Annotated in this window: 20 protein-coding genes; 12 read left to right on the plus strand and 8 right to left on the minus strand. The window is 63.7% G+C overall.

Features of this window, described 5'->3' with window-relative positions:
* Position 1 precedes the first annotated feature (1 nt).
* Positions 2-676 (minus strand): alpha/beta hydrolase, encoded by a 675-nt coding sequence (locus AU465_RS24040; RefSeq protein WP_192253869.1) that lies wholly within the window; start codon positions 674-676, stop codon positions 2-4.
* A 247-nt stretch (positions 677-923) separates the two neighbouring features.
* On the opposite strand from AU465_RS24040, the gene AU465_RS24045 reads away from it, so the two are divergent.
* The 7 genes from AU465_RS24045 (at position 924) to sufA (ending at position 8228) form a co-directional block, all read left to right on the plus strand.
* Complete coding sequence (locus AU465_RS24045) at positions 924-2084, plus strand: cysteine desulfurase family protein (protein ID WP_192253871.1); 1161 nt, start codon at positions 924-926, stop codon at positions 2082-2084.
* A 235-nt stretch (positions 2085-2319) separates the two neighbouring features.
* Entirely contained in the window at positions 2320-3837 is a 1518-nt protein-coding gene (sufB, locus tag AU465_RS24050; RefSeq protein WP_192253873.1) for a Fe-S cluster assembly protein SufB, read from the plus strand.
* Positions 3838-3862: 25 nt separating this feature from the next.
* A complete protein-coding gene (gene sufC, locus AU465_RS24055; RefSeq protein WP_192253875.1) occupies positions 3863-4618 on the plus strand; it encodes a Fe-S cluster assembly ATPase SufC in 756 nt (251 codons plus the stop codon).
* A 25-nt stretch (positions 4619-4643) separates the two neighbouring features.
* Positions 4644-5924: a Fe-S cluster assembly protein SufD gene (gene sufD, locus AU465_RS24060; protein ID WP_192253877.1), complete on the plus strand. Its 1281-nt coding sequence runs from the start codon at positions 4644-4646 to the stop codon at positions 5922-5924.
* A gap of 175 nt (positions 5925-6099) precedes the next feature.
* A complete protein-coding gene (locus AU465_RS24065; RefSeq protein WP_192253879.1) occupies positions 6100-7341 on the plus strand; it encodes a cysteine desulfurase in 1242 nt (413 codons plus the stop codon).
* 5 nt (positions 7342-7346) lie between these two features.
* Positions 7347-7739, plus strand: a complete 393-nt coding sequence (locus AU465_RS24070; protein ID WP_192253881.1) for an SUF system Fe-S cluster assembly protein — start codon at positions 7347-7349, stop codon at positions 7737-7739.
* A 108-nt stretch (positions 7740-7847) separates the two neighbouring features.
* Positions 7848-8228 carry a Fe-S cluster assembly scaffold SufA gene (gene sufA, locus AU465_RS24075; RefSeq protein ID WP_192253883.1) on the plus strand — a complete coding sequence of 127 codons (381 nt, stop codon included), beginning with the start codon at positions 7848-7850 and terminating at the stop codon, positions 8226-8228.
* A gap of 24 nt (positions 8229-8252) precedes the next feature.
* On the opposite strand, the gene AU465_RS24080 is transcribed toward sufA, so the two are convergent.
* Positions 8253-8711 carry a RidA family protein gene (locus AU465_RS24080; RefSeq protein WP_192253885.1) on the minus strand — a complete coding sequence of 153 codons (459 nt, stop codon included), beginning with the start codon at positions 8709-8711 and terminating at the stop codon, positions 8253-8255.
* Between the two features lie 14 nt (positions 8712-8725).
* Positions 8726-9223 (minus strand): GFA family protein, encoded by a 498-nt coding sequence (locus tag AU465_RS24085; protein ID WP_192253887.1) that lies wholly within the window; start codon positions 9221-9223, stop codon positions 8726-8728.
* An 89-nt stretch (positions 9224-9312) separates the two neighbouring features.
* On the opposite strand from AU465_RS24085, the gene AU465_RS24090 reads away from it, so the two are divergent.
* Entirely contained in the window at positions 9313-9636 is a 324-nt protein-coding gene (locus AU465_RS24090; RefSeq protein WP_192253889.1) for a TfoX/Sxy family protein, read from the plus strand.
* Between the two features lie 2 nt (positions 9637-9638).
* Here the strand turns inward: AU465_RS24090 and AU465_RS24095 are convergent, their stop codons facing one another.
* Positions 9639-10556, minus strand: coding sequence for a pseudouridine-5'-phosphate glycosidase (locus AU465_RS24095; protein ID WP_192253891.1), 918 nt, complete (start codon positions 10554-10556; stop codon positions 9639-9641).
* 49 nt (positions 10557-10605) lie between these two features.
* Entirely contained in the window at positions 10606-11544 is a 939-nt protein-coding gene (locus AU465_RS24100) for a carbohydrate kinase family protein (protein WP_192253892.1), read from the minus strand.
* A gap of 283 nt (positions 11545-11827) precedes the next feature.
* Between AU465_RS24100 and recA the strand changes: the two genes are divergently transcribed.
* The 4 genes from recA (at position 11828) to AU465_RS24120 (ending at position 17650) form a co-directional block, all read left to right on the plus strand.
* Positions 11828-12925, plus strand: a complete 1098-nt coding sequence (recA, locus tag AU465_RS24105) for a recombinase RecA (RefSeq protein WP_112127716.1) — start codon at positions 11828-11830, stop codon at positions 12923-12925.
* A gap of 269 nt (positions 12926-13194) precedes the next feature.
* Entirely contained in the window at positions 13195-15864 is a 2670-nt protein-coding gene (gene alaS / locus AU465_RS24110) for an alanine--tRNA ligase (RefSeq protein ID WP_192253894.1), read from the plus strand.
* An 8-nt stretch (positions 15865-15872) separates the two neighbouring features.
* Positions 15873-17168 (plus strand): SDR family oxidoreductase, encoded by a 1296-nt coding sequence (locus AU465_RS24115; RefSeq protein WP_192253895.1) that lies wholly within the window; start codon positions 15873-15875, stop codon positions 17166-17168.
* Positions 17165-17650: a DUF2269 family protein gene (locus AU465_RS24120; protein ID WP_192253896.1), complete on the plus strand. Its 486-nt coding sequence runs from the start codon at positions 17165-17167 to the stop codon at positions 17648-17650. Before AU465_RS24115 ends, AU465_RS24120 begins: the two co-directional genes overlap by 4 nt.
* A 39-nt stretch (positions 17651-17689) precedes the next feature.
* Here AU465_RS24120 and AU465_RS24125 read toward each other — a convergent pair whose 3' ends face one another.
* The 3 genes from AU465_RS24125 to AU465_RS24135 are packed head-to-tail and all read right to left on the minus strand — an operon-like array spanning position 17690 to position 20270.
* The gene (locus AU465_RS24125) at positions 17690-18316 is read right to left on the minus strand and encodes a glutathione S-transferase family protein (protein ID WP_192253897.1); all 627 of its coding nucleotides are present in this window, start codon (positions 18314-18316) and stop codon (positions 17690-17692) included.
* 5 nt (positions 18317-18321) lie between these two features.
* Positions 18322-19056 carry a hypothetical protein gene (locus AU465_RS24130; RefSeq protein WP_192254044.1) on the minus strand — a complete coding sequence of 245 codons (735 nt, stop codon included), beginning with the start codon at positions 19054-19056 and terminating at the stop codon, positions 18322-18324.
* 2 nt (positions 19057-19058) lie between these two features.
* Positions 19059-20270, minus strand: coding sequence for an NADP-dependent isocitrate dehydrogenase (locus AU465_RS24135; RefSeq protein ID WP_192253898.1), 1212 nt, complete (start codon positions 20268-20270; stop codon positions 19059-19061).
* Positions 20271-20274: the final 4 nt, after the last annotated feature.

A 20274-nucleotide genomic window follows, 5' to 3' on the forward strand; every position in this document is an offset into this window, starting at 1 on the left:
ACTACCGCAGCCGCTTTGGCCGCGGATCGGCGAGCTCGCCTGCCAGTCGCCGGTCGAGGTAGTCGGCGCACTCGTCGATCAGCAGTTCGGCGTGGTTGGCGAAGAAATGGTTCGCGCCGGGGATCGTCTTCTGCGTGATGGTGATGCCCTTTTGCGTGTGGAGCTTGTCGACCAGCGTCTGCACGTCCTTGGGCGGCGCCACCTTGTCGGCATCGCCGTGGATGATGAGGCCGGACGAGGGGCAGGGCGCGAGGAACGAGAAGTCGTAGGTATTGGGCTGCGGGGCGACCGAGATGAAGCCCTCGATCTCGGGCCGGCGCATCAGAAGCTGCATGCCGATCCAGGAGCCGAAGGAATAGCCGGCAACCCAGCAGCTCTTGGAATCCGGATGCAGCGACTGCACCCAGTCGAGCGCGGCGGCTGCGTCCGATAGCTCGCCGGTGCCGTGGTCGAACTCGCCCTGGCTGCGGCCGATGCCACGGAAATTGAAGCGAAGCGTGGTGAAATCGCGCTTCTGGAACATGTAGAAGAGGTCGTAGACGATCTTGTTATTCATCGTGCCGCCGAATTGCGGGTGCGGGTGCAGCACGATGGCGATCGGCGCGCTCTTTTCCTTGGAAGGCTGGTAGCGTCCCTCCAGGCGACCAGCCGGACCGGCGAAAATGACCTCAGGCATAAAATACTCCACGTGGCATACGAAGGCGCTTGCCCGGAACTTCCCTTGGCCCATTCTGTGGCCTTGACGCCGGGCAAGCGTCTTCCTAGAAGCTAGTTTAGAATTGTTCAAAACTGGGTGGCCGAAAACGCAATGGTCCGGCCGCCCGCGCCGCAAGCCGGGTAAATAGGACGGCTTGCCTTGCAATTTCAAGGAAATAACGCGCTATCCTCGCGGAATGGCTGCTGACGGGACCGACGGAAGGAAAATGGCCGCAACTCGCGCCTATCTCGACTACAACGCCAGCGCACCTCTCATTGCAGAGGCGCGGTCGGCGATGGTCGCCGCGCTCGACGCCGCCAATCCGTCGTCGGTCCACAGCGAGGGCCGCGCGGCGCGCCGGCTGATCGAGGACGCCAGGCGCGACGTGGCAAGGCTGGTCAACGCCAAGCCCGAACATGTCGTGTTCACCTCGGGCGCGACGGAAGCCGCCTCGACGCTGCTTGGTCCCGACTGGCAGATGGGGCGCGGCGCTATCCGCATGAGCCGCCTCTACGTCTCGGAGGCCGACCATCCCTGCGTGCTCGGCGGCGGACGTTTTCCGGCCGCGCAGGTGACGCGGATCGGCGTCGATCGGAACGGCATTGCCGACCTCGACGCGCTGACCAAGGCGCTGGCCGCGCACGACAGGGCCGATGGCCTGCCGCTGGTGGCGATCCATGCCGCCAACAACGAGACCGGCGTTATCCAGCCGATCGGCCGCATCGCCGAGATCGTCAAGGGGGCGGGCGGTGTGCTGGTGGTCGACGCCGTGCAGGCTGCCGGGCGGATTCCGATCGACATGTCAGCCGGTTATGCCGACTATCTGATCCTGTCCTCGCATAAGATCGGCGGCCCGAAGGGCGTCGGCGCCATTGTCGCTCACGCCGACCTGATGATGCCGAAGCCGCTGATCAATGGCGGCGGTCAGGAAAAGGGCCATCGCGCCGGCACCGAGAACCTTCCCGGCATTGCGGGTTTCGGCGCCGCGGCGCGGGCAGCACTTGTCGGGCTGGATGCGATGGAAGCGGTCGCGCATTGCCGCGATGAGATCGAGGCGATCGTCCAGGAAATTGCCTCTGACGCGGAAATCTTTGGAGCGGCGGCGCCAAGGCTTGCCAATACGACATTCTTCGCTATTCCCGGCGTCAAGGCCGAGACGGCGCAGATCGCTTTCGATCTTGCCGGAGTGGCGCTGTCGGCCGGCTCCGCCTGCTCGTCGGGGAAAGTCGGGCCAAGCCGTGTGCTGAAGGCGATGGGCCACGGCGATAGCCTTGGCGCATTGCGCGTCTCGATCGGCCGCGCAACCGGCGCAAGGGAGATCGAGGCGTTTCGGGCTGCCCTGGCCGGCATAGCCGCGCGTCGGGCTGGAAAAGAAAAGGCCGCCTGACGGTGGCACGGCATCGGACAAAAGATCCCGGCGGCTCTCTAAATCCGGTGCTCGAAAATGAATTCAGGCCATCCGGCCTGGTTGAGCCGTGCGTTTCGTCTTGGCCGGGTGAATTTCCGGTCGGAACGCACTATATGGAGGTTACTCCGCTGTCGGTCCCCTCGGGGACTGATCTCGGCGGTGCCATAGTTTGAAAACTGCCGGGCCTTGACCCCGGCGTGGATGGAGAACGCTTATGCCTGCTGTGCAGGAGACGATCGATCGAGTCCGAAAGATCGACGTCGACCAGTATAAATACGGATTCCAGACAGAGATCGAGATGGACAAGGCCCCCAAGGGCCTGAGCGAAGACATTATTCGCTTGATCTCCGAGAAGAAGGGTGAGCCGGACTGGATGCTAGAATGGCGTCTCGGGGCCTTTCGGCGATGGCTGACGCTCGAAGAGCCGACCTGGGCGCGCGTCCGCTATCCGAAGATCGACTTCCAGGACATCCACTACTACGCGGCGCCGAAGAGCACGCCGGGTCCGACGTCGCTCAGCGAAGTCGATCCCGAACTCTTGAAGGTCTACGAGAAGCTCGGCATTCCGCTGAAGGAGCAGGAAATCCTCGCGGGCGTGCAGAAGACCGAAGAGTCCGAGTTGGAGGAGGCCAACGACAACGTCTACAAGTCGGGCCGCGTCGCGGTCGACGCCGTGTTCGATTCAGTGTCGGTCGTTACCACCTTCAAGAAGGAGCTGGCTCAGGCCGGCGTCATCTTCTGCTCGATCTCTGAAGCCATCCGCGAGCATCCGGAACTGGTGCAGAAATATCTCGGCTCGGTCGTGCCGACCACCGACAATTTCTACGCCACGCTGAATTCGGCCGTGTTCACCGACGGCTCCTTCGTGTTCGTGCCGAAGGGCGTGCGCTGCCCGATGGAGCTGTCGACCTATTTCCGCATCAACGAGAAGAACACCGGCCAGTTCGAGCGCACGCTGATCATCGCCGAGGAGGGGGCCTACGTCTCCTATCTCGAGGGCTGCACGGCGCCGCAGCGCGACGAGAACCAGCTGCATGCGGCCGTGGTCGAGCTGATCGCGCTCGACGATGCCGAGATCAAATATTCGACGGTGCAGAACTGGTACCCGGGCGACGCCGAGGGCAAGGGCGGCGTCTACAATTTCGTCACCAAGCGCGGCGACTGCCGCGGCGACCGCTCGAAGATCTCGTGGACGCAGGTCGAGACCGGCTCGGCGATCACCTGGAAGTACCCGAGCTGCATCCTGCGCGGCGACGATTCCAGCGGCGAGTTCTATTCGATCGCCGTGTCCAACGGCTACCAGCAGGTCGACTCGGGCACCAAGATGATCCATCTCGGCAAGAACACGTCGAGCCGCATCATCTCCAAGGGCATCGCCGCCGGCTTCTCGCAGAACACCTATCGCGGCCAGGTTTCGGCGCACCGCAAGGCGGCCAACGCGCGCAACTTCACCAATTGCGACTCGCTGCTCATCGGTGACCAATGCGGCGCGCACACCGTGCCCTACATGGAGGCCAAGAACTCGACCGCCCAGTTCGAGCACGAGGCGACGACGTCGAAGATCTCCGAGGACCAGAAATTCTACGTCATGCAGCGCGGCATCCCCGAAGAAGAGGCGATCGCGCTGATCGTCAACGGCTTCGTCAAGGACGTCATCCAGCAACTGCCGATGGAGTTCGCCGTCGAGGCGCAGAAGCTGATCGGTATCAGCCTAGAGGGTTCGGTCGGCTGACCGCAAAGATATTCAGGAAAGAAATATGCTTGAGATCAAGAATTTGCATGCCCGGATCGTCGATGACGGCACCGAGATCATCCGCGGACTGAACCTGACGGTGAAAGCCGGCGAGGTCGCCGCCATCATGGGCCCGAACGGCTCGGGCAAGTCGACGCTGTCCTATATCCTCGCCGGCCGCGAGGACTATGAGGTCACCGAAGGCGACATCCTCTATAACGACCAGTCGATCCTCGAAATGGATCCGGCCGAACGCGCCACCGCAGGCATTTTCCTCGCCTTCCAGTATCCGATGGAGATACCGGGCGTGGCGACCATGGAATTCCTGAAAGTGGCGATGAACGAGCAGCGCAAGGCGCGCGGCGAGGAGCCGCTGAAGGTTCCGGAGTTCCTGAAGCGCGTTAAGGAGGCAGCCGCCTTGCTCAACATGGACATGAACATGCTGAAGCGGCCGCTCAATGTCGGCTTCTCCGGCGGCGAGAAGAAGCGCGCCGAGATCCTGCAGATGAAGCTGCTTGAGCCGAAGCTCTGCGTGCTCGACGAAACCGATTCCGGTCTCGACATCGATGCGCTCAAGATCGTCGCCGATGGCGTCAACGCGCTGCGCTCGCCGGAGCGCGCCATCGTCGTCATCACTCACTATCAGCGCCTGCTCGAGCACATCGTGCCGGACAGCGTGCACGTGCTCTACAAGGGCCAGGTCATCAAGTCGGGCGACAAGTCGCTGGCGCTCGATCTCGAAACCAATGGCTATGCCGGCGTCATCGGCGAAGCCGCGTGAGATGGGGCCAAGTGAGGCGAGAGCAATGAACATGCACGCACAGCCCCAGCGGACCTTGGCCGAGACGGCGCTGATCGATGCCTTCGGCGAGCGGCTGTCGCTGCTGCCCGGCGACGGCGCGGTGATGGTCAAGCGCGACGACGCGATCGAGGCGATCAAGCACGGCCTGCCGACGCGGCGCGTCGAATCCTGGCACTATACGGACCTGCGCCGGCTGCTCACCTCTGTGCCGGCCTTCGAGGCTGAGGTGGTCGCGAAGGCGCTCGATCCGGTCCTCGACGGTTCCGCCGTGCTGCCGGTGCTGAACGGCGTCTCGAACGCCAAGCTGCCCGAGATCGAGGGCGTCACCGTGCAGCGCCTGTCCGAGAAGCTGACCGACGGCAGTGTGGCGCCAGGGCTGGATCCCTATGGTGCCGACGATGCGATCGGCGCGCTGAACACCGCCTTCGTCGCCGATGGCTATTTCGTCGACATCGCCGACGGCACCGAACTGGAAAAACCGATCGAATTGCAGAACCTTCAGTCCGGCGGCCAGGCGCATGTGCGGCTGCTGACGCGCGTCGGCGCCGGCGCCAAGGCGATCATCGTCGAGCGTCAGGCGGGCGAGGCAAGCGAAGGCAGCGATGCGCTCATCAGCTCGGTGAGCCAGCTCGTCCTCGACGAAGGTGCCGAGGTGACCTGGCTGATCGTGCAGGAGCAGCCGGACACCGCCACGCATCTCGCCCAGTTCAAGGCGCAAGTCGGCAAGGATGCGAAACTCACACTGTTCGTCATGAATGCCGGCGGCAAGCTGGTGCGCCAAGAGGTGGTGGTCAGGACGACGGGCGAGGGGGCGGATTTCAAGTTGCGCGGCATCAACCTTCTGGCCGGCGACACGCATACCGACACCACCATGGTGCTCGACCACACGGTGCCGCACACGACCTCGACGGAAGTGATGCGGAACGTGGTTACGGGTAAGGCGCGCGGCGTCTTCCAGGGCCGCATCAACGTGCATCAATATGCGCAGAAGACCAACGCCAAGATGGCCTGCAACACGCTGCTTCTGTCGGACGACGGCGAGTTCTCGACCAAGCCCGAGCTGGAGATTTTTGCCGACGACGTCGTCTGCGGCCATGGCGCGACCGTCACCGAGATCGACCACGACCATCTCTTCTACCTGATGGCGCGCGGCATCGACGAGAAGACGGCGCGGGGACTTTTGGTGAAGGCTTTCGTGGCCGAAGTGATCGAGGAACTGGACGACGAGGGCATCGTCGAGGCGCTGGAAGCGCGGCTCGACGGCTGGTTTTTGACGCACGGATGAAGCGGTCGAGGCTAAGCCTCGACCGTACCCCTCATCCGGCCGCTTCGCGGCCACCTTCTCCCACAAGGGGAGAAGGAAGAGCGCCTGACCTTCTCTCCTTGTAGGAGAAGGTGGATCGGGGCGAAGCGCCGAGACGGGTGAGGGGTGCTGGACGGAATGAGGCGATGAATTTGTGATGGATCAGAAGATCGAAACCACTCCCTACGATGTCGAGGCGATCCGCCGCGACTTCCCGATCCTGTCGCGGCAGATCTACGGCAAGCCGCTGGTCTATCTCGACAATGGTGCTTCGGCGCAGAAGCCGCAGGTGGTGCTCGACACGATCCAGCATGCCTATTCGCAGGAATATGCCAACGTCCATCGCGGCCTGCATTTCCTGTCGAACGCCGCGACCGATGCCTATGAGAAAGCGCGCGAAACCGTGCGGCGTTTCCTCAATGCACCGAGCACCGACAATATCGTCTTCACCTCCAACACCACTTCGGCGATCAACACCGTCGCCTATGGCTGGGGTATGCCGAGGATCGGCGAGGGCGACGAGATCGTGCTGTCGATAATGGAGCACCATTCGAATATCGTGCCGTGGCATTTCATCCGCGAGCGGCAGGGCGCCAAGCTGGTCTGGGTGCCGGTCGACGATCTCGGCGCCTTCCACATCGAGGAATTCGAGAAGCGGCTGACCAACCGCACCAAGCTTGTCGCCATCACGCACATGTCCAACGCGCTCGGCACGGTGACGCCGATCAAGGAGATCGTGCGCATCGCGCATCAACGCGGCATCCCGGTGCTGGTCGACGGTAGCCAGAGCGCCGTGCATATGCCGATCGACGTGCAGGATCTCGATTGCGATTTCTTCGTCTTCACCGGCCACAAGGTCTACGGCCCGTCGGGCATCGGCGTCCTCTACGGCAAGAAGCACCTGCTGGACGAGATGCGGCCCTTCATGGGCGGCGGCGAGATGATCGAGGAGGTGACGGAGGACATCGTCACCTATAACGAGCCGCCGCACCGTTTCGAGGCTGGCACGCCGCCGATCGTGCAGGCGATCGGGCTGGGCGCCGCGCTGGACTACATGGACAAGGTCGGCCGCGAGCGCATCGCCGCGCATGAGGCGGATCTCAAGAATTACGCGCATGAGCGGCTACGCGCCATCAACTCGCTGCGCATCTTCGGTGATGCGCCGGGCAAGGGCGCCATCATCTCGTTCGAATTGCAGGGTATCCATGCCCATGACGTGTCGATGGTGATCGATAGGCAAGGCGTGGCTGTCCGCGCGGGCACCCATTGCGCCCAGCCGCTGTTGAAACGCTTCGGCGTGACCTCCACATGCAGGGCATCGTTCGGCATGTATAATACCAGGGCCGAAGTCGACGCTTTGGCCGAGGCGCTGGAAAAGGCGCGAAAGTTTTTCGGGTAAAGACCATGGACGATGTGAGCACCACCACAGAGACCGCGCCGGAAACGGCCGGCAACGGCATCGTCTCGGCCTCGGCTATCCCCGCCGATGAGTTGGCGCGGCTGACCGATGACATCGTCTCGGCCCTGAAGACGGTCTACGATCCGGAAATCCCGGCCGACATCTATGAGCTTGGCCTGGTCTACAGGATCGACATCGAGGACGACCGCACGGTCAAAATCGACATGACGCTGACCGCGCCGGGCTGCCCGGTGGCCGGCGAAATGCCCGGCTGGGTCGAGAATGCCGTCGGTGCCGTCGAGGGCATTTCGGGCGTGGAGGTCAACATGGTGTTCGACCCGCCATGGACACCGGACCGGATGTCGGAAGAGGCTCAAGTGGCGGTCGGGTGGTACTAACCAACGACCCAACAAAGATTGCTTGGCTTGCAGCAAAGGTGAAACTTCACCATCTTAAGGGCAGACTCATTCCGCGGGCCTTGAACCCGCGCGAACGTGGAGAATGACATGGGACGCTTCGCCGTCATTGCGATGACCGAAAAGGCCGCCGACCGCGTGCGCGAGATCGTCGCTGCGCGCGACAACGCGCACGGCATCCGCCTCGGCATAAGGAAAGGCGGCTGCGCCGGCATGGAATATACGGTCGACCTGGTGACCGAACCGAACCCCAAGGACGACCATGTCGAGCGCGACGGCGCGCATGTCTATGTCGCACCGGAAGCAGCACTCTTCCTGCTCGGCACTGAGATGGATTTCGAGCAGACGACGCTGCGCACCGGCTTCACATTCAAGAACCCGAATCAGAGTTCGGCTTGCGGCTGCGGCGAATCCGTCGAGCTGAAGCCGGCCGATCTGAAGGCGCTTGCCGACGCGCGTGCTTCGGCCTGATCAGGCCCGCCCGCCGGCGCGTACTCAATCCGGCAGCGCGGCGATGACGACAAGCTCCACAACCAAGTCGGGTTGCGCCAAGGCGGCAACGCCGATCACCTCCGATGGCGGCGGATTGTTGTAGCTGCAGTGTTTCGGGCAATGTTCGGCAAAGAATTCGTCCAACACGTCCAGGCGGAAATTCGGTGAACTGAGGACGCCGCCGGTTGGAAACGGCCCTTTGACGTAGAACGTCACCTTGACCAGATGGTCGAGCGAGCTGCCAAGTTCCTCCAGATCCGCTTTGAAGTTGGCAAGGATAGCGCGCCATTGCGTGGCTGGGTCGCCGATGGCGCCGCCTTTGTGTCTCGACGGATCGTAGTCGTCGACCGTGGCGGTGTTGCCGCACAGAAAGACATATCCCTTCGCGTCCGTGACGACCGTGCCCTTGCCCCAGGGCATCAAACGATCGCCCTTGAATTTCTTATGTGTCGTAAGGTTCATTTCAGCCTCCGTCACTAATCCACCCACATGCCCGTCCGCTTGTGCCAGTCGGCGATCGATTCTTCCGGGTAGACGTCGAACACCTTGTCCTTCTTGCCGACCGTAGGCTCGACCCAGTTCGCCTTGTATTTCAGCATCAGATGGACCTTCTCCGGGGGCTTCGGCAGATCGCTGTCGATCGCCGAGGCGAAGGGGTGGACGAGGTCCGGCCAGGTCGGATCGTAGAGCCAGAGCGCCGCGCCGCATTTCTTGCAGAAATTGCGCTCGCCGGTCGAGACCTCGCAATGCGGATGCTCGTCGTCCTCGATCTCGGCGCGATAGACGCCGAGGCTGCGCTTGCCGCTGACCTTCAGCGTCTCGTAGTCGGCGCCGAGATTGATGGCGAAACCGCCGCCGCCTTGCTGCTTGCGGCAGATCGAGCAGTAGCAGAGCATGAACGGCACCGGCGTGTGGCTTTCCACCTCGAAGCGAACAGCGCCGCAGCGGCAGGAGCCTTTGAGCAGGGCAGGCATGGCGGGAACTCCGTTTCCAAGTCACAACCTGTCAGCATGGCTTTGGTTGCGGCGATGACAAGGCCGGAAGGCGATGACATGATCGCGGCATGGACGACGAGCGCCTTCAGGAACTTTTCGAAAGCCTGGGTCCGATCAGCATCCGAAAGCTGTTCGGCGGCAAGGGCATCTATTGCGACGGCGTCATCGTCGCGGTGGTCGTGCGCGGCGAACTGATGCTGAAGGCGGACGACGAGAGCATCCCCGATTTCGAGGCCGCCGACTGCAGCCAGTGGACCTATACCGGCTCACGGCACGGCAAGGAGGTGGCGATGCCCTATTGGAGCGTTCCCGACAGCGCCTTCGACGATCCCGACGAAATGGCAATGTGGGCAAGGCGGGCCTATGAGGCCGGGAGGCGGGCGGGGAAGTAGGCCTAGAGAGCTTTCGCGATCTCCGCCGCCAGCCGCGCATTGTTCTCGACCAGCGCGATGTTGGTTTTGAGGCTGCGCCCGCCGGTGAGTTCCAGGATCTTCGACAGCAGGAAGGGCGTCACCGCCTTGCCGGTGATGTTCTGCACTTCGGCCGCCTTCTGCGCGGCCTGGATATAGCCGTCCATCTCGGCCGCCGGGATCTCGTCATCCTGCGGCACCGGATTGGCGACCAGAATGCCGCCGCCAAGGCCGAGCGCTTGCCGCGTATGGTAGAAATGCGCGATGTCCTCAGGCGCATGCAGCGTCAGCGGCGCGCGGAACGGCGATTGCCTGGACCAGAAGGCCGGCATGGTCTCGCAGCCATGGCCGATGACCGGGACGCCGCGCGTCTCCAGCACTTCCAGCGTCTTCTCGATGTCGAGGATCGCCTTGGCGCCGGCCGAGACGACGATGACCGGGGTGCGCGCCAGCTCGTCGAGGTCGGCCGAGATGTCAAAACTCTTTTCCGCGCCCTTGTGGACGCCGCCGATACCACCGGTGGCGAAGACCTTTATGCCGGCCATTTGCGCGGCGATCATGGTGGCGGCAACGGTGGTGCCGCCGGTGCGCGTTTGAGCGACGGCAAAGCCGATATCGGCGCGCGACAGCTTCATGGCGTCGCCGGTCATGGCGAGCGATTCGCGCTCGCCGTCGGACAGCCCGATCTTGATGCGGCCATCGACCACGGCGATCGTCGCCGGCACCGCGCCGCCGCCGATAATGATCTGCTCTACCTTGGCGGCCATCGCGCCATTGTCGGGGTAGGGCATGCCATGGGTGATGATGGTGCTTTCCAGCGCCACCACCGGCCGCCCAGCGGCAAGCGCCTCCGCCACCGGCGGGTGGATGTCGATGAAGGGGCGGGCGGTCTCGGGTGTCATGTCTGTTCTCCAATCCGGAGAAACGCTCCGGCAAGATGGTTTGGTGGCCCTATGCCACCTGCCGCGCCTCCGGCACAAGGGCAAGCGCTTGGGCGAAGCTGGCGGCCGTGAAGGACGGCACCGCCTCGGCGCTCTCGATGGCGAGCGTCGCCGCGGCAACGCCTTCGCGTAGCGCTGCCCGCAAAGGCAATCCGCGCAGCAGCGCGGCAACTGTGGCCCCGGTCAGCGCGTCGCCGGCGCCGGTCACGTCGGCGACCCGTCGCGGCGCGGGCGGGTCGATGGCAAAGACGCCGGATTCGTCGAAGCCCAGCACCGGCGCACTGCCGGCCGTGACCACGCCCGCTGCCAGCCCCACTCGCTTCAGCGCGTTGACAAGATCCTGGCCGGACATGTCGGCGCCTGCAAGCGCCGCCGCCTCGCGGCGGTTCATGAACAGCAGCGAGAGATTGCCGAGCAGCGGCGCCAGCCGCACCACCTTGGCCGGCGAAATGGCGATGGCGAAGACCGGCCGGCCGCCGGCCTGCGCGACGAGGCGCTCGAGCGCCGCTGTCGGCAGGTTCGCGTCGCAGAGGATCGCGTCGGCCTCGGCAATCGCCTCGCGCACCTTGGCGCGGCGGATCTGCTTGGGGAAGGCGAGGTCGTAGAGACCCATATCGGCAAAGCCGACTATCAGCTCGCCCTCGGTGTCGATCAGCCCCGTGTAGCTCGGCGTCGTGCGATCGAGGAATATCACCGAAAGATCGGCGATGCCGGCGCCGGCGATCGCCGCTGCGACGGTCTCGGCCGCCGCGTCGCCGCCGCGCACCGAAAGCAGCGAGGCCGACACGCCGCGCTTCACCATGCTGCGCAGCGCGTTGAAGACGCCGCCGCCGACATCCTCGCGCATGACGCCGGGGTTGGACGCTGCGGGCACATAGGTGCCCGACACCTGGCCGCGCCTGTCGATATGGGCGCCGCCCAGCGCCAGGATTTTTGGGGATGTCGGCATGCCTCGGAGTGGACCTTTGTTGATTGTTCGCGTGCGCACACTAGGTTTCCGCGCATCGCCCCGCAATCGGGGCTGCGATTCGGATCGACCAGGCAATCGGCCCAGGCTGGACCAAATAGGGTATGCGCAAATCCAGCCATGACGGGACAAAAATAGAACAAATCCGGATATCGATTGGTTTTCAGTAGTTTGATGCCTCTTGCCAAGTGAGAACAAAAAAGGTACAAAATGTCAGGGATCGCGGATTGTCCGGCCTTCATTGACGACCAAGGGGTGATGTATCATGGCTCAGAATACTTTGCGGCTTGTAGAGGATAAGGCAGTGGACAAATCAAAGGCTCTGGATGCGGCGCTGTCGCAAATCGAGCGCGCCTTCGGCAAGGGCTCGATCATGCGGCTCGGCGCGAACGAGCAGGTCGTCGAGATCGAAACCGTGCCGACGGGATCGCTTGGTCTCGACATCGCGCTCGGCGTCGGCGGCCTGCCGCGCGGCCGCATCATCGAAATCTACGGGCCGGAAAGCTCGGGCAAGACGACGCTGGCGCTGCACACGGTTGCGGAAGCCCAGAAGAAGGGCGGTATCTGCGCCTTCGTCGATGCCGAGCACGCGCTCGATCCGGTCTATGCCCGCAAGCTCGGCGTCGATCTCGAAAACCTCCTGATCTCGCAGCCCGACACCGGCGAGCAGGCGCTGGAGATCTGCGACACGCTGGTGCGCTCCGGCGCCATCGACGTGCTGGTGGTCGATTCGGTCGCGGCGCTGACGCCGCGCGCCGAAATCGAGGGCGAGATGGGCGATGCGCTGCCGGGTCTCCAGGCCCGCCTGATGAGCCAGGCGCTGCGCAAGCTCACCGCCTCGATCTCGCGCTCCAACACCATGGTCATCTTCATCAACCAGATCCGCATGAAGATCGGCGTCATGTTCGGCTCGCCGGAAACCACCACTGGCGGCAACGCGCTGAAATTCTACGCCTCGGTGCGCCTCGACATCCGCCGCATCGGCTCGGTCAAGGATCGCGACGAGGTGGTCGGCAACCAGACCCGCGTCAAGGTGGTGAAGAACAAGCTGGCCCCGCCCTTCAAGGTGGTCGAGTTCGACATCATGTATGGCGAGGGCGTGTCGAAGACCGGCGAGCTCGTCGATCTCGGGGTCAAGGCCGGCGTGGTCGAAAAGTCGGGCGCCTGGTTCTCCTACAATTCGCAGCGTCTCGGCCAGGGCCGCGAGAACGCCAAGCTGTTCCTGCGCGACAATCCGGATACGGCACGCGAGATCGAGCTGGCGCTCAGGCAGAATGCCGGGCTGATCGCGGAAAAATTCCTCGAGAATGGCGGCTCCGAAGGCGGCGACGACGGCTTCGAAGACGAAGCCGGCGCGATGTAAGGCAACTGCCGGAGTTCGGCCATAATCCGGGTCTATTATCTAAAGCTTATGTAATCGAGTTCCGTAGTACTGCGTTCGAACCGCCGGCCTTCGCGCCGGCGGTTTGCGTTTTGGGCGAGGATACACCCTGCCAGCCGGCGGATTGGTCCAACTCCGTGTTTCTGGACAGGGTCAAGAGCTACGGCTAAAAGGCCAATCTATCTTCTGAAACACGAAGCCCATTTGCCGCCGGCCTTCGCGCCGGCGGTTCCTACGAAAAGGCAGTATCCATGAGTGGCGTGAACGACATCCGGTCGACATTCCTCGACTACTTCCGCAAGGAGGGTCACGAGATCGTCGCCTCCAGCCCGCTGGTGCCGCGCAACGATCCGACGCTGATGTTCACCAACGCCGGCATGGTGCAGTTCAAGAACGTCTTCACCGGCCTGGAGAAGCGTGCCTATTCGCGCGCCTCGACCGCGCAGAAGAGCGTGCGCGCCGGCGGCAAGCACAATGACCTCGACAATGTCGGCTACACCGCGCGCCATCTGACCTTCTTCGAGATGCTCGGCAATTTCTCGTTCGGCGATTACTTCAAAGAGCGCGCGATCGAGCTTGCCTGGAACCTGATCACCAAGGAATTCGGCCTGCCGAAAGACAAGCTCTTGGTCACCGTCTATCACACCGATGACGAGGCGGCTGGCTACTGGAAGAAGATCGCCGGCTTCTCGGACGATCGCATCATCCGCATCCCGACGTCGGACAATTTCTGGGCGATGGGCGACACCGGCCCTTGCGGGCCGTGCTCGGAAATCTTCATCGACCGCGGCGAGCATATCTGGGGCGGCCCGCCCGGCAGCCCGGAAGAGGATGGCGACCGGTTCCTTGAATTCTGGAACCTGGTGTTCATGCAGTATGAGCAGGTGACGAAGGACGAGCGCATTGACCTGCCGCGCCCGTCGATCGACACCGGCATGGGCCTGGAGCGCATGGCGTCCATCCTGCAAGGGGTGGAGAGCGTCTTCGAGACCGACCTGTTCAAGCACCTGATCGACGCCGCGTCCTCGGCGCTGGGGCACGGCCCAACCCAGGAGAACGTCGGCTCGTACCGGGTGATCGCGGACCATCTGCGTTCGTCCTCCTTCCTGGTGGCCGACGGCGTGCTGCCGTCCAACGAAGGCCGCGGCTATGTGCTGCGCCGCATCATGCGCCGTGCCATGCGTCATGCCCAGTTGCTCGGCGCCAAGGAGCCGCTGATGTGGCAGTTGGTTCCGGCACTGGTGCGCGAGATGGGCCAGGCCTATCCGGAACTCGTACGCGGCGAAGCGCTGATCACCGAAACGCTGAAGCTCGAGGAGACGCGCTTCCGCAAGACGCTGGTGCGCGGTCTCGGCCTGCTCGCGGATGCGACGGACACGCTCCATGCCGGCGATATGCTCGACGGCGAGACGGCCTTCAAGCTCTATGACACCTACGGCTTCCCGCTCGATCTGACGCAGGACGCGCTGCGCCAGCGCAACATTTCGGTCGATCTAGCCGGCTTCACCAATGCGATGGAGCGGCAAAAGGCGGAGGCGCGCGCGCATTGGGCGGGCTCCGGTGAAGCAGCGACCGAGACGATCTGGTTTCCGGTGCGCGAGAAGACCGGTGCGACAGAATTCCTCGGCTACGAGACCGAGCAGGCCGAAGGTCTGGTCCAGACGCTGGTCAAGGATGGCAAGACTGTCGACAGCGCCAGCCAGGGCGACGCCGTCGCCGTGGTCGTCAACCAGACGCCGTTCTACGGCGAATCCGGCGGCCAGATGGGCGATACCGGCGTTATTACCGGCGACGGATTCTCGATCGATATCTCCGACACGCAGAAGAAGGCCGATGGGCTGTTCGTGCATCTCGGCAAAGTGACGAGCGGTACGATCAAGACGGGTGCGGCCGTCGAGCTGAAGGTCGACCATGCGCGTCGCTCGAAGCTGCGCGCCAACCATTCCGCGACGCATCTCATCCACGAGGCACTGCGCGAGGTGCTGGGCACCCATGTCGCGCAAAAGGGCTCGCTGGTCGCGCCCGATCGGCTGCGCTTCGACATCTCGCACAACAAGCCGATCTCGCCGGAGGAGCTCGAGGATGTCGAGCGCATGGCGAACGAGATCGTCGTGCAGAACAGCCCGGTGACGACGCGGTTGATGTCGGTCGACGATGCGATTGCCGAAGGCGCGATGGCGCTGTTCGGGGAAAAGTACGGCGACGAGGTGCGCGTCGTGTCGATGGGCACCGGCCTGCATGGCGCCAAAGCCAACCGTCCCTATTCGGTCGAGCTCTGCGGCGGCACGCATGTCAGGTCGACCGGCGATATCGGGCTGGTGCGCATCCTGTCGGACAGCGCGGTGGCGGCCGGCGTGCGGCGCATCGAGGCGCTGACCGGCGAGGCGGCGCGCAGGCACCTCGACGAGCAGGACAGGCGCCTGAAGACTGCCGCGGCGACCTTGAAGATCTCGCCGGCCGACGTGCCGGCGCGCGTCGAGGCGCTGCTCGAGGAGCGCAAGAAGCTCGAAAAGGAATTGACCGAAGCGCGCAAGAAGCTGGCGCTTGGTGCCGGCACGGCCGTGTCCGATGCCCCGCCCGCCAACGAGACCGTCGCCGGCGTCGGCTTCCTCGGCAAGGCGGTTACGGGTGTCGCGCCGAAGGACCTGAAGCCGCTGGCGGATGCCGGCAAGAAGACGCTGGGCTCCGGCATTGTCGTCTTTGTCGGTGCCGGCGAGGACAACAAGGCAAGTGTCGTTGTAGGCGTGACCGACGACCTGACCGGCCGCTTCAGCGCCGTCGACCTCGTGCGCGTCGCTTCGGCGGCATTGGGCGGGCAGGGGGGCGGCGGACGTCCCGACATGGCCCAGGCCGGCGGCCCCGACATTTCCAGGGCCAATGATGCGATCGCGGCGGTGAGGGCGGCCCTCGAAGCCGCCTGAGCCAGCGGATGAAGGTCCTCGTCCTTGGCGGCTACGGACTGATCGGAGAAGCCGTCCTCGGACGCTTGATCGAGGACGGCCACGACGTCGTTGGGCTCGGTCGTGACGTCCGCGATGCGCGACGGCGGAAGCCGGGCGCAGAGTGGATCGCGGCGGACATGTCACGACTGCTCGCAGCGGCGGACTGGGCCCGCTTGCTTGCCGGCGTGGAGGCGATTGTGAACGCCGCCGGCGCCTTGCAGGACGGTCCGCGCGACCATCTTGACGCCATCCATCGGCGGTCGGTCGCTGCTCTCGTCACCGCTTGCGAACAGGTCGGTGTGCGCCGGCTGGTACAGATTTCCGCGATCGGTGCCGACCTCAAATCCGAAAACGCGTTCTTTCGCACCAAGGCCGAAGGTGACCGCGCCGTCGAGTCGTCCTCCCTGGATTGGACGATCCTGCGGCCCGGCCTGGTCATCGCGCCCGCCGCCTATGGCGGAACGGCATTGTTGCGCGCGCTGGCCGCGTTTCCATACTTCGTGCCGGCCGTGCTTTCGGACCGGCCGATCCAGACGCTATCCGTTGCGGATGTCGCCGATGCGGTATCGCGGGCCGTCGGCGGGTCTCTGGCGCGCGGGCAGATCATCGATGTGGTCGAGGAACGCGCCAGACCTCTCGGCGCCGTCCTTCTTGAATTTCGAGCCTGGCTCGGCTTGCCGAAGGCGGCGGTCGTAGCGATGCCGGCGATTGTCGGCTGGCTCGCCGGCATGGTCGCCGATGGGCTCGGCCTTCTCGGGTGGCGATCTCCCTTGCGCAGTGCGGCGCTTGCCGCGCTCGACAGGGGCGTCACCGGCAATCCGAAACCCTGGGTCGAAATCATTGGTCGCCCGCCGCAACCCTTGGAAGCAACGCTGGCGGCCATGCCGGCGCATGTTCAGGAACGGTGGTTCGCGCGCCTTTGGCTGCTGAAGCCGATCGTGTTTGCCGTCTTGTCTGTGTTCTGGCTGGTTTCGGGCATTGTCGGGCTTGTCCAGCAGGATGTGGCCGCAGACATCCTCATCTCGCGTGGCCTGCCGGACTTCCTCGCGCGCGGGATGGTTCTGGCCGGAAGTGTTGCCGACATCGTTGTCGGCGCCGCGGTTGTCGTTCGACCCTTCGCACGATCGGCGCTGATGGCGATGATTGCCATCACCTTGCTCTACCTTGCCGCGGCGGCGGCGCTTGCCCCCGATCTGTGGCTCGATCCTCTCGGGGCCATCGTCAAGGCCGTGCCGACGCTTTGCCTCGTCTTGGTGGCTCTTGCAATCCTGGAAGAGCGATGAGCATCTGGGCCGACATATTGCGCTGGCTGCACATGATCGGCGCCACCGCGCTGTTCGGCACCGGTGCCGGCATAGCGTTCTTCATGCTGATGGCGCAGCGGACCGGCAAGCCCGAGATTGTCGCTCACGTCGCCGGCACGGTCGTGGTTGCCGATGCCATCTTCACGGCAACGGCTGTTGTCGTCCAGCCGATCACCGGCGCGTTGCTGGCGCGCGAGATGGGATGGCCGCTCAGCCAAGGCTGGATCGTGCTTTCGTTGCTGCTTTATGCGGTTGCCGGCGCCTTCTGGCTGCCGGTGGTCTGGATCCAGTTGCGCATGCGCGATCTGGCGCGGCACGCGGTCTTGAAAAATGCCCCTCTGCCCGAGGAGGAGAGGCGCCTCTTTCGCATCTGGTTCGCCTGTGGCTTTCCAGCCTTTGGCGCGGTGCTCGCCATTCTCTGGCTGATGGTGGCCCGGCCGGAGATAGGTCTTTGGCCGTAGAACCCGGCCTGAACTGTCGCAGGCCGGGACGCGCTTGCTTCAGCCAGCCTTCTCCGTCTTGGCAAAGCTCGGGCGGTCAGCCATGCGCGAATACCAGCCTTGAATATCGGGAAACCGCGCCAGCATGTCGCGTCCTTCGGCAACCTTGACGAAATAGGCGATGATCGGAGCTGCGTGCAGGTCGGCCAGCGTCAGCTGCTCGCCCAGCAGCCATGGGCCTTTCGCCTTCAGTGAGGTCAGCACTTTCAGCACCGTCTCCGCCTGGATTAGGCCACCGGCGATCAGATCCTCGTCGGCTGGCGCCTTCTCTAGCCGCTCGACCGCGACGTCCCAGACCATGGCGCGGTAGCCATAGGCATCGAGCATGCCAGCAATCTGGCCCATCCTCGCGCGACCGCGCGGATCCGTGGGCTGCAGGGCCGGACCGGCGAAGGCCTCGTCGACATAGCGCGCGATCGCGCCGGTCTCGAACAGGCGAAAACCGTCATGCTCGAAGGCCGGGATGCGGCCGAACGGGTGGTGTTCGAGGTACCAGGCCGGAATGCCGTCGGTCGCGAAGATGTCGACCGGCACCAATTCATAGTCGATGCCCTTCTCCTCCAGCGCAATCCTTACGATACGAACATAGACGCTGTAGTCGGAGCCGTAGATGAGGGGGGTGTTCAAGCTGTTCACTCGCTAAGCTGAAGCCAAATGCGCAAGTCCCCGACCGGTTCGAAGCCGGTTATGTGCGCCACGCGCAGCGCGTCACCATGTTCATATCCCACGAGCGGAAGCCCGTTGGCGTGGGCAAAAGCTGCATTCGCGGCATCTCGATAGACGGTTTCAGCGTCGTTGCCTTTCGCAAACACATTCGATAGGCCCATTGCCTCTGGCGAGCGGTTCACGATGCAGCCGGCATCAAAGCCATCGGTGGTGGCGCGCCCAAAAAATGCAACGCCAGGGTTGTCGAGTATTGCCGGTGGGAACACGCGTCGGTCACTTGGGTTGTCGGAAGCCCATGCATTTTCCCAGGCTCTGAGCGCATCGGCATCACAGATGCGCTGCCATCCAACTGCCATGCGACCACCGGTGTCGCCGATTGCACTATTCGGATCAGCCCATATCCAGCTTGCCCCGAAAAGAAGCTTGAACCCGAGATCGGCAAGGTCGAGCCGACAAAACCCGTCCTTGACTGCAAAGGGACCTTCAAGCGCCAAACTTAACTGCTTGACCGCTTTCAGTTGAAGCTCGATTGGGTCGGAATCCAACGTCGTCAGATTGGAGTAATAAGGTGGAGCCGGCGACTCACTCCACCAAATGAACGGATTTCGGTGCTCCCTTAATCCGAGAGCCCGAAACACCGCTTCGTAGAGATCGGCATTGTTTGCCGCACAGATGCGGACCTTGTCGGCCAAGGTCCGCATCGTCACCCCATGGCCTTCTGCAGATTCTCGTCGATCTTGTCGAGGAAGCCGGTGGTCGACAGCCAGGGCTGGTCGGGGCCGATCAGCAGCGACAGGTCCTTGGTCATGAAGCCGGCCTCGACGGTCTGGATGCAGACCTTTTCCAGCGTCTCGGCGAAGCGCTTCAGTTCGGCATTGTCGTCGAGCTTGGCGCGGTGGGCGAGGCCGCGCGTCCAGGCGAAGATCGAGGCGATCGAATTGGTCGAGGTTTCCTCGCCCTTCTGGTGCTGGCGATAGTGGCGGGTGACAGTGCCGTGCGCGGCTTCCGCTTCCACCGTCTTGCCGTCCGGCGTCATCAGCACCGAGGTCATCAGGCCGAGCGAGCCGAACCCTTGCGCCACCGTGTCGGACTGAACGTCGCCGTCATAGTTCTTGCAGGCCCAGACATAGCCGCCCGACCATTTCAGGCTGGAAGCCACCATGTCGTCGATCAGGCGGTGCTCGTACCAGAGTTTTCTCGCCTTGAACTCAGCCTCGAATTCCTTCTCGTAAACTTCCTGGAAGATGTCCTTGAAGCGGCCGTCATAGGCCTTGAGAATGGTGTTCTTGGTCGACAGATAGACCGGGAAGTTGCGCAGCAGGCCGTAGTTCAGCGAAGCTCGGGCAAACTCGCGGATCGACTCGTCGAGATTGTACATGGCCATCGCGACACCGGCGCCCGGCGCGTCATAGACGTCGTGCTCGATCACTTGGCCGTCCTCGCCGACGAACTTGATCGTCAGCTTGCCCTTGCCGGGGAAGCGGAAGTCGGTGGCGCGGTACTGATCGCCGAAGGCGTGACGGCCGACGACGATCGGCTTGGTCCAGCCCGGCACCAGGCGCGGCACGTTCTTCATGATGATCGGCTCGCGGAAGATGGTGCCGCCGAGGATGTTGCGGATGGTGCCGTTCGGCGACTTCCACATCTTCTTCAGCTTGAATTCCTCGACGCGCGCCTCGTCGGGCGTGATCGTCGCGCATTTCACGCCGACGCCGTATTTCTTGATCGCGTTGGCGGAGTCGATCGTCACCTGGTCATTGGTGGCGTCGCGGTTCTCGATGCCGAGGTCGAAATAGTCCAGCTTGAGGTCGAGATAGGGGTGGATCAGCTTGTCCTTGATGAACTGCCAGATGATGCGGGTCATCTCGTCGCCGTCGAGCTCGACGACCGGGTTCGCCACCTTGATCTTCGCCATGGAA

Origin of the sequence: Mesorhizobium silamurunense, from assembly GCF_014843905.1 — a bacterium.
In the GTDB taxonomy this organism is placed as follows: Bacteria; Pseudomonadota; Alphaproteobacteria; order Rhizobiales; family Rhizobiaceae; genus Mesorhizobium; species Mesorhizobium silamurunense.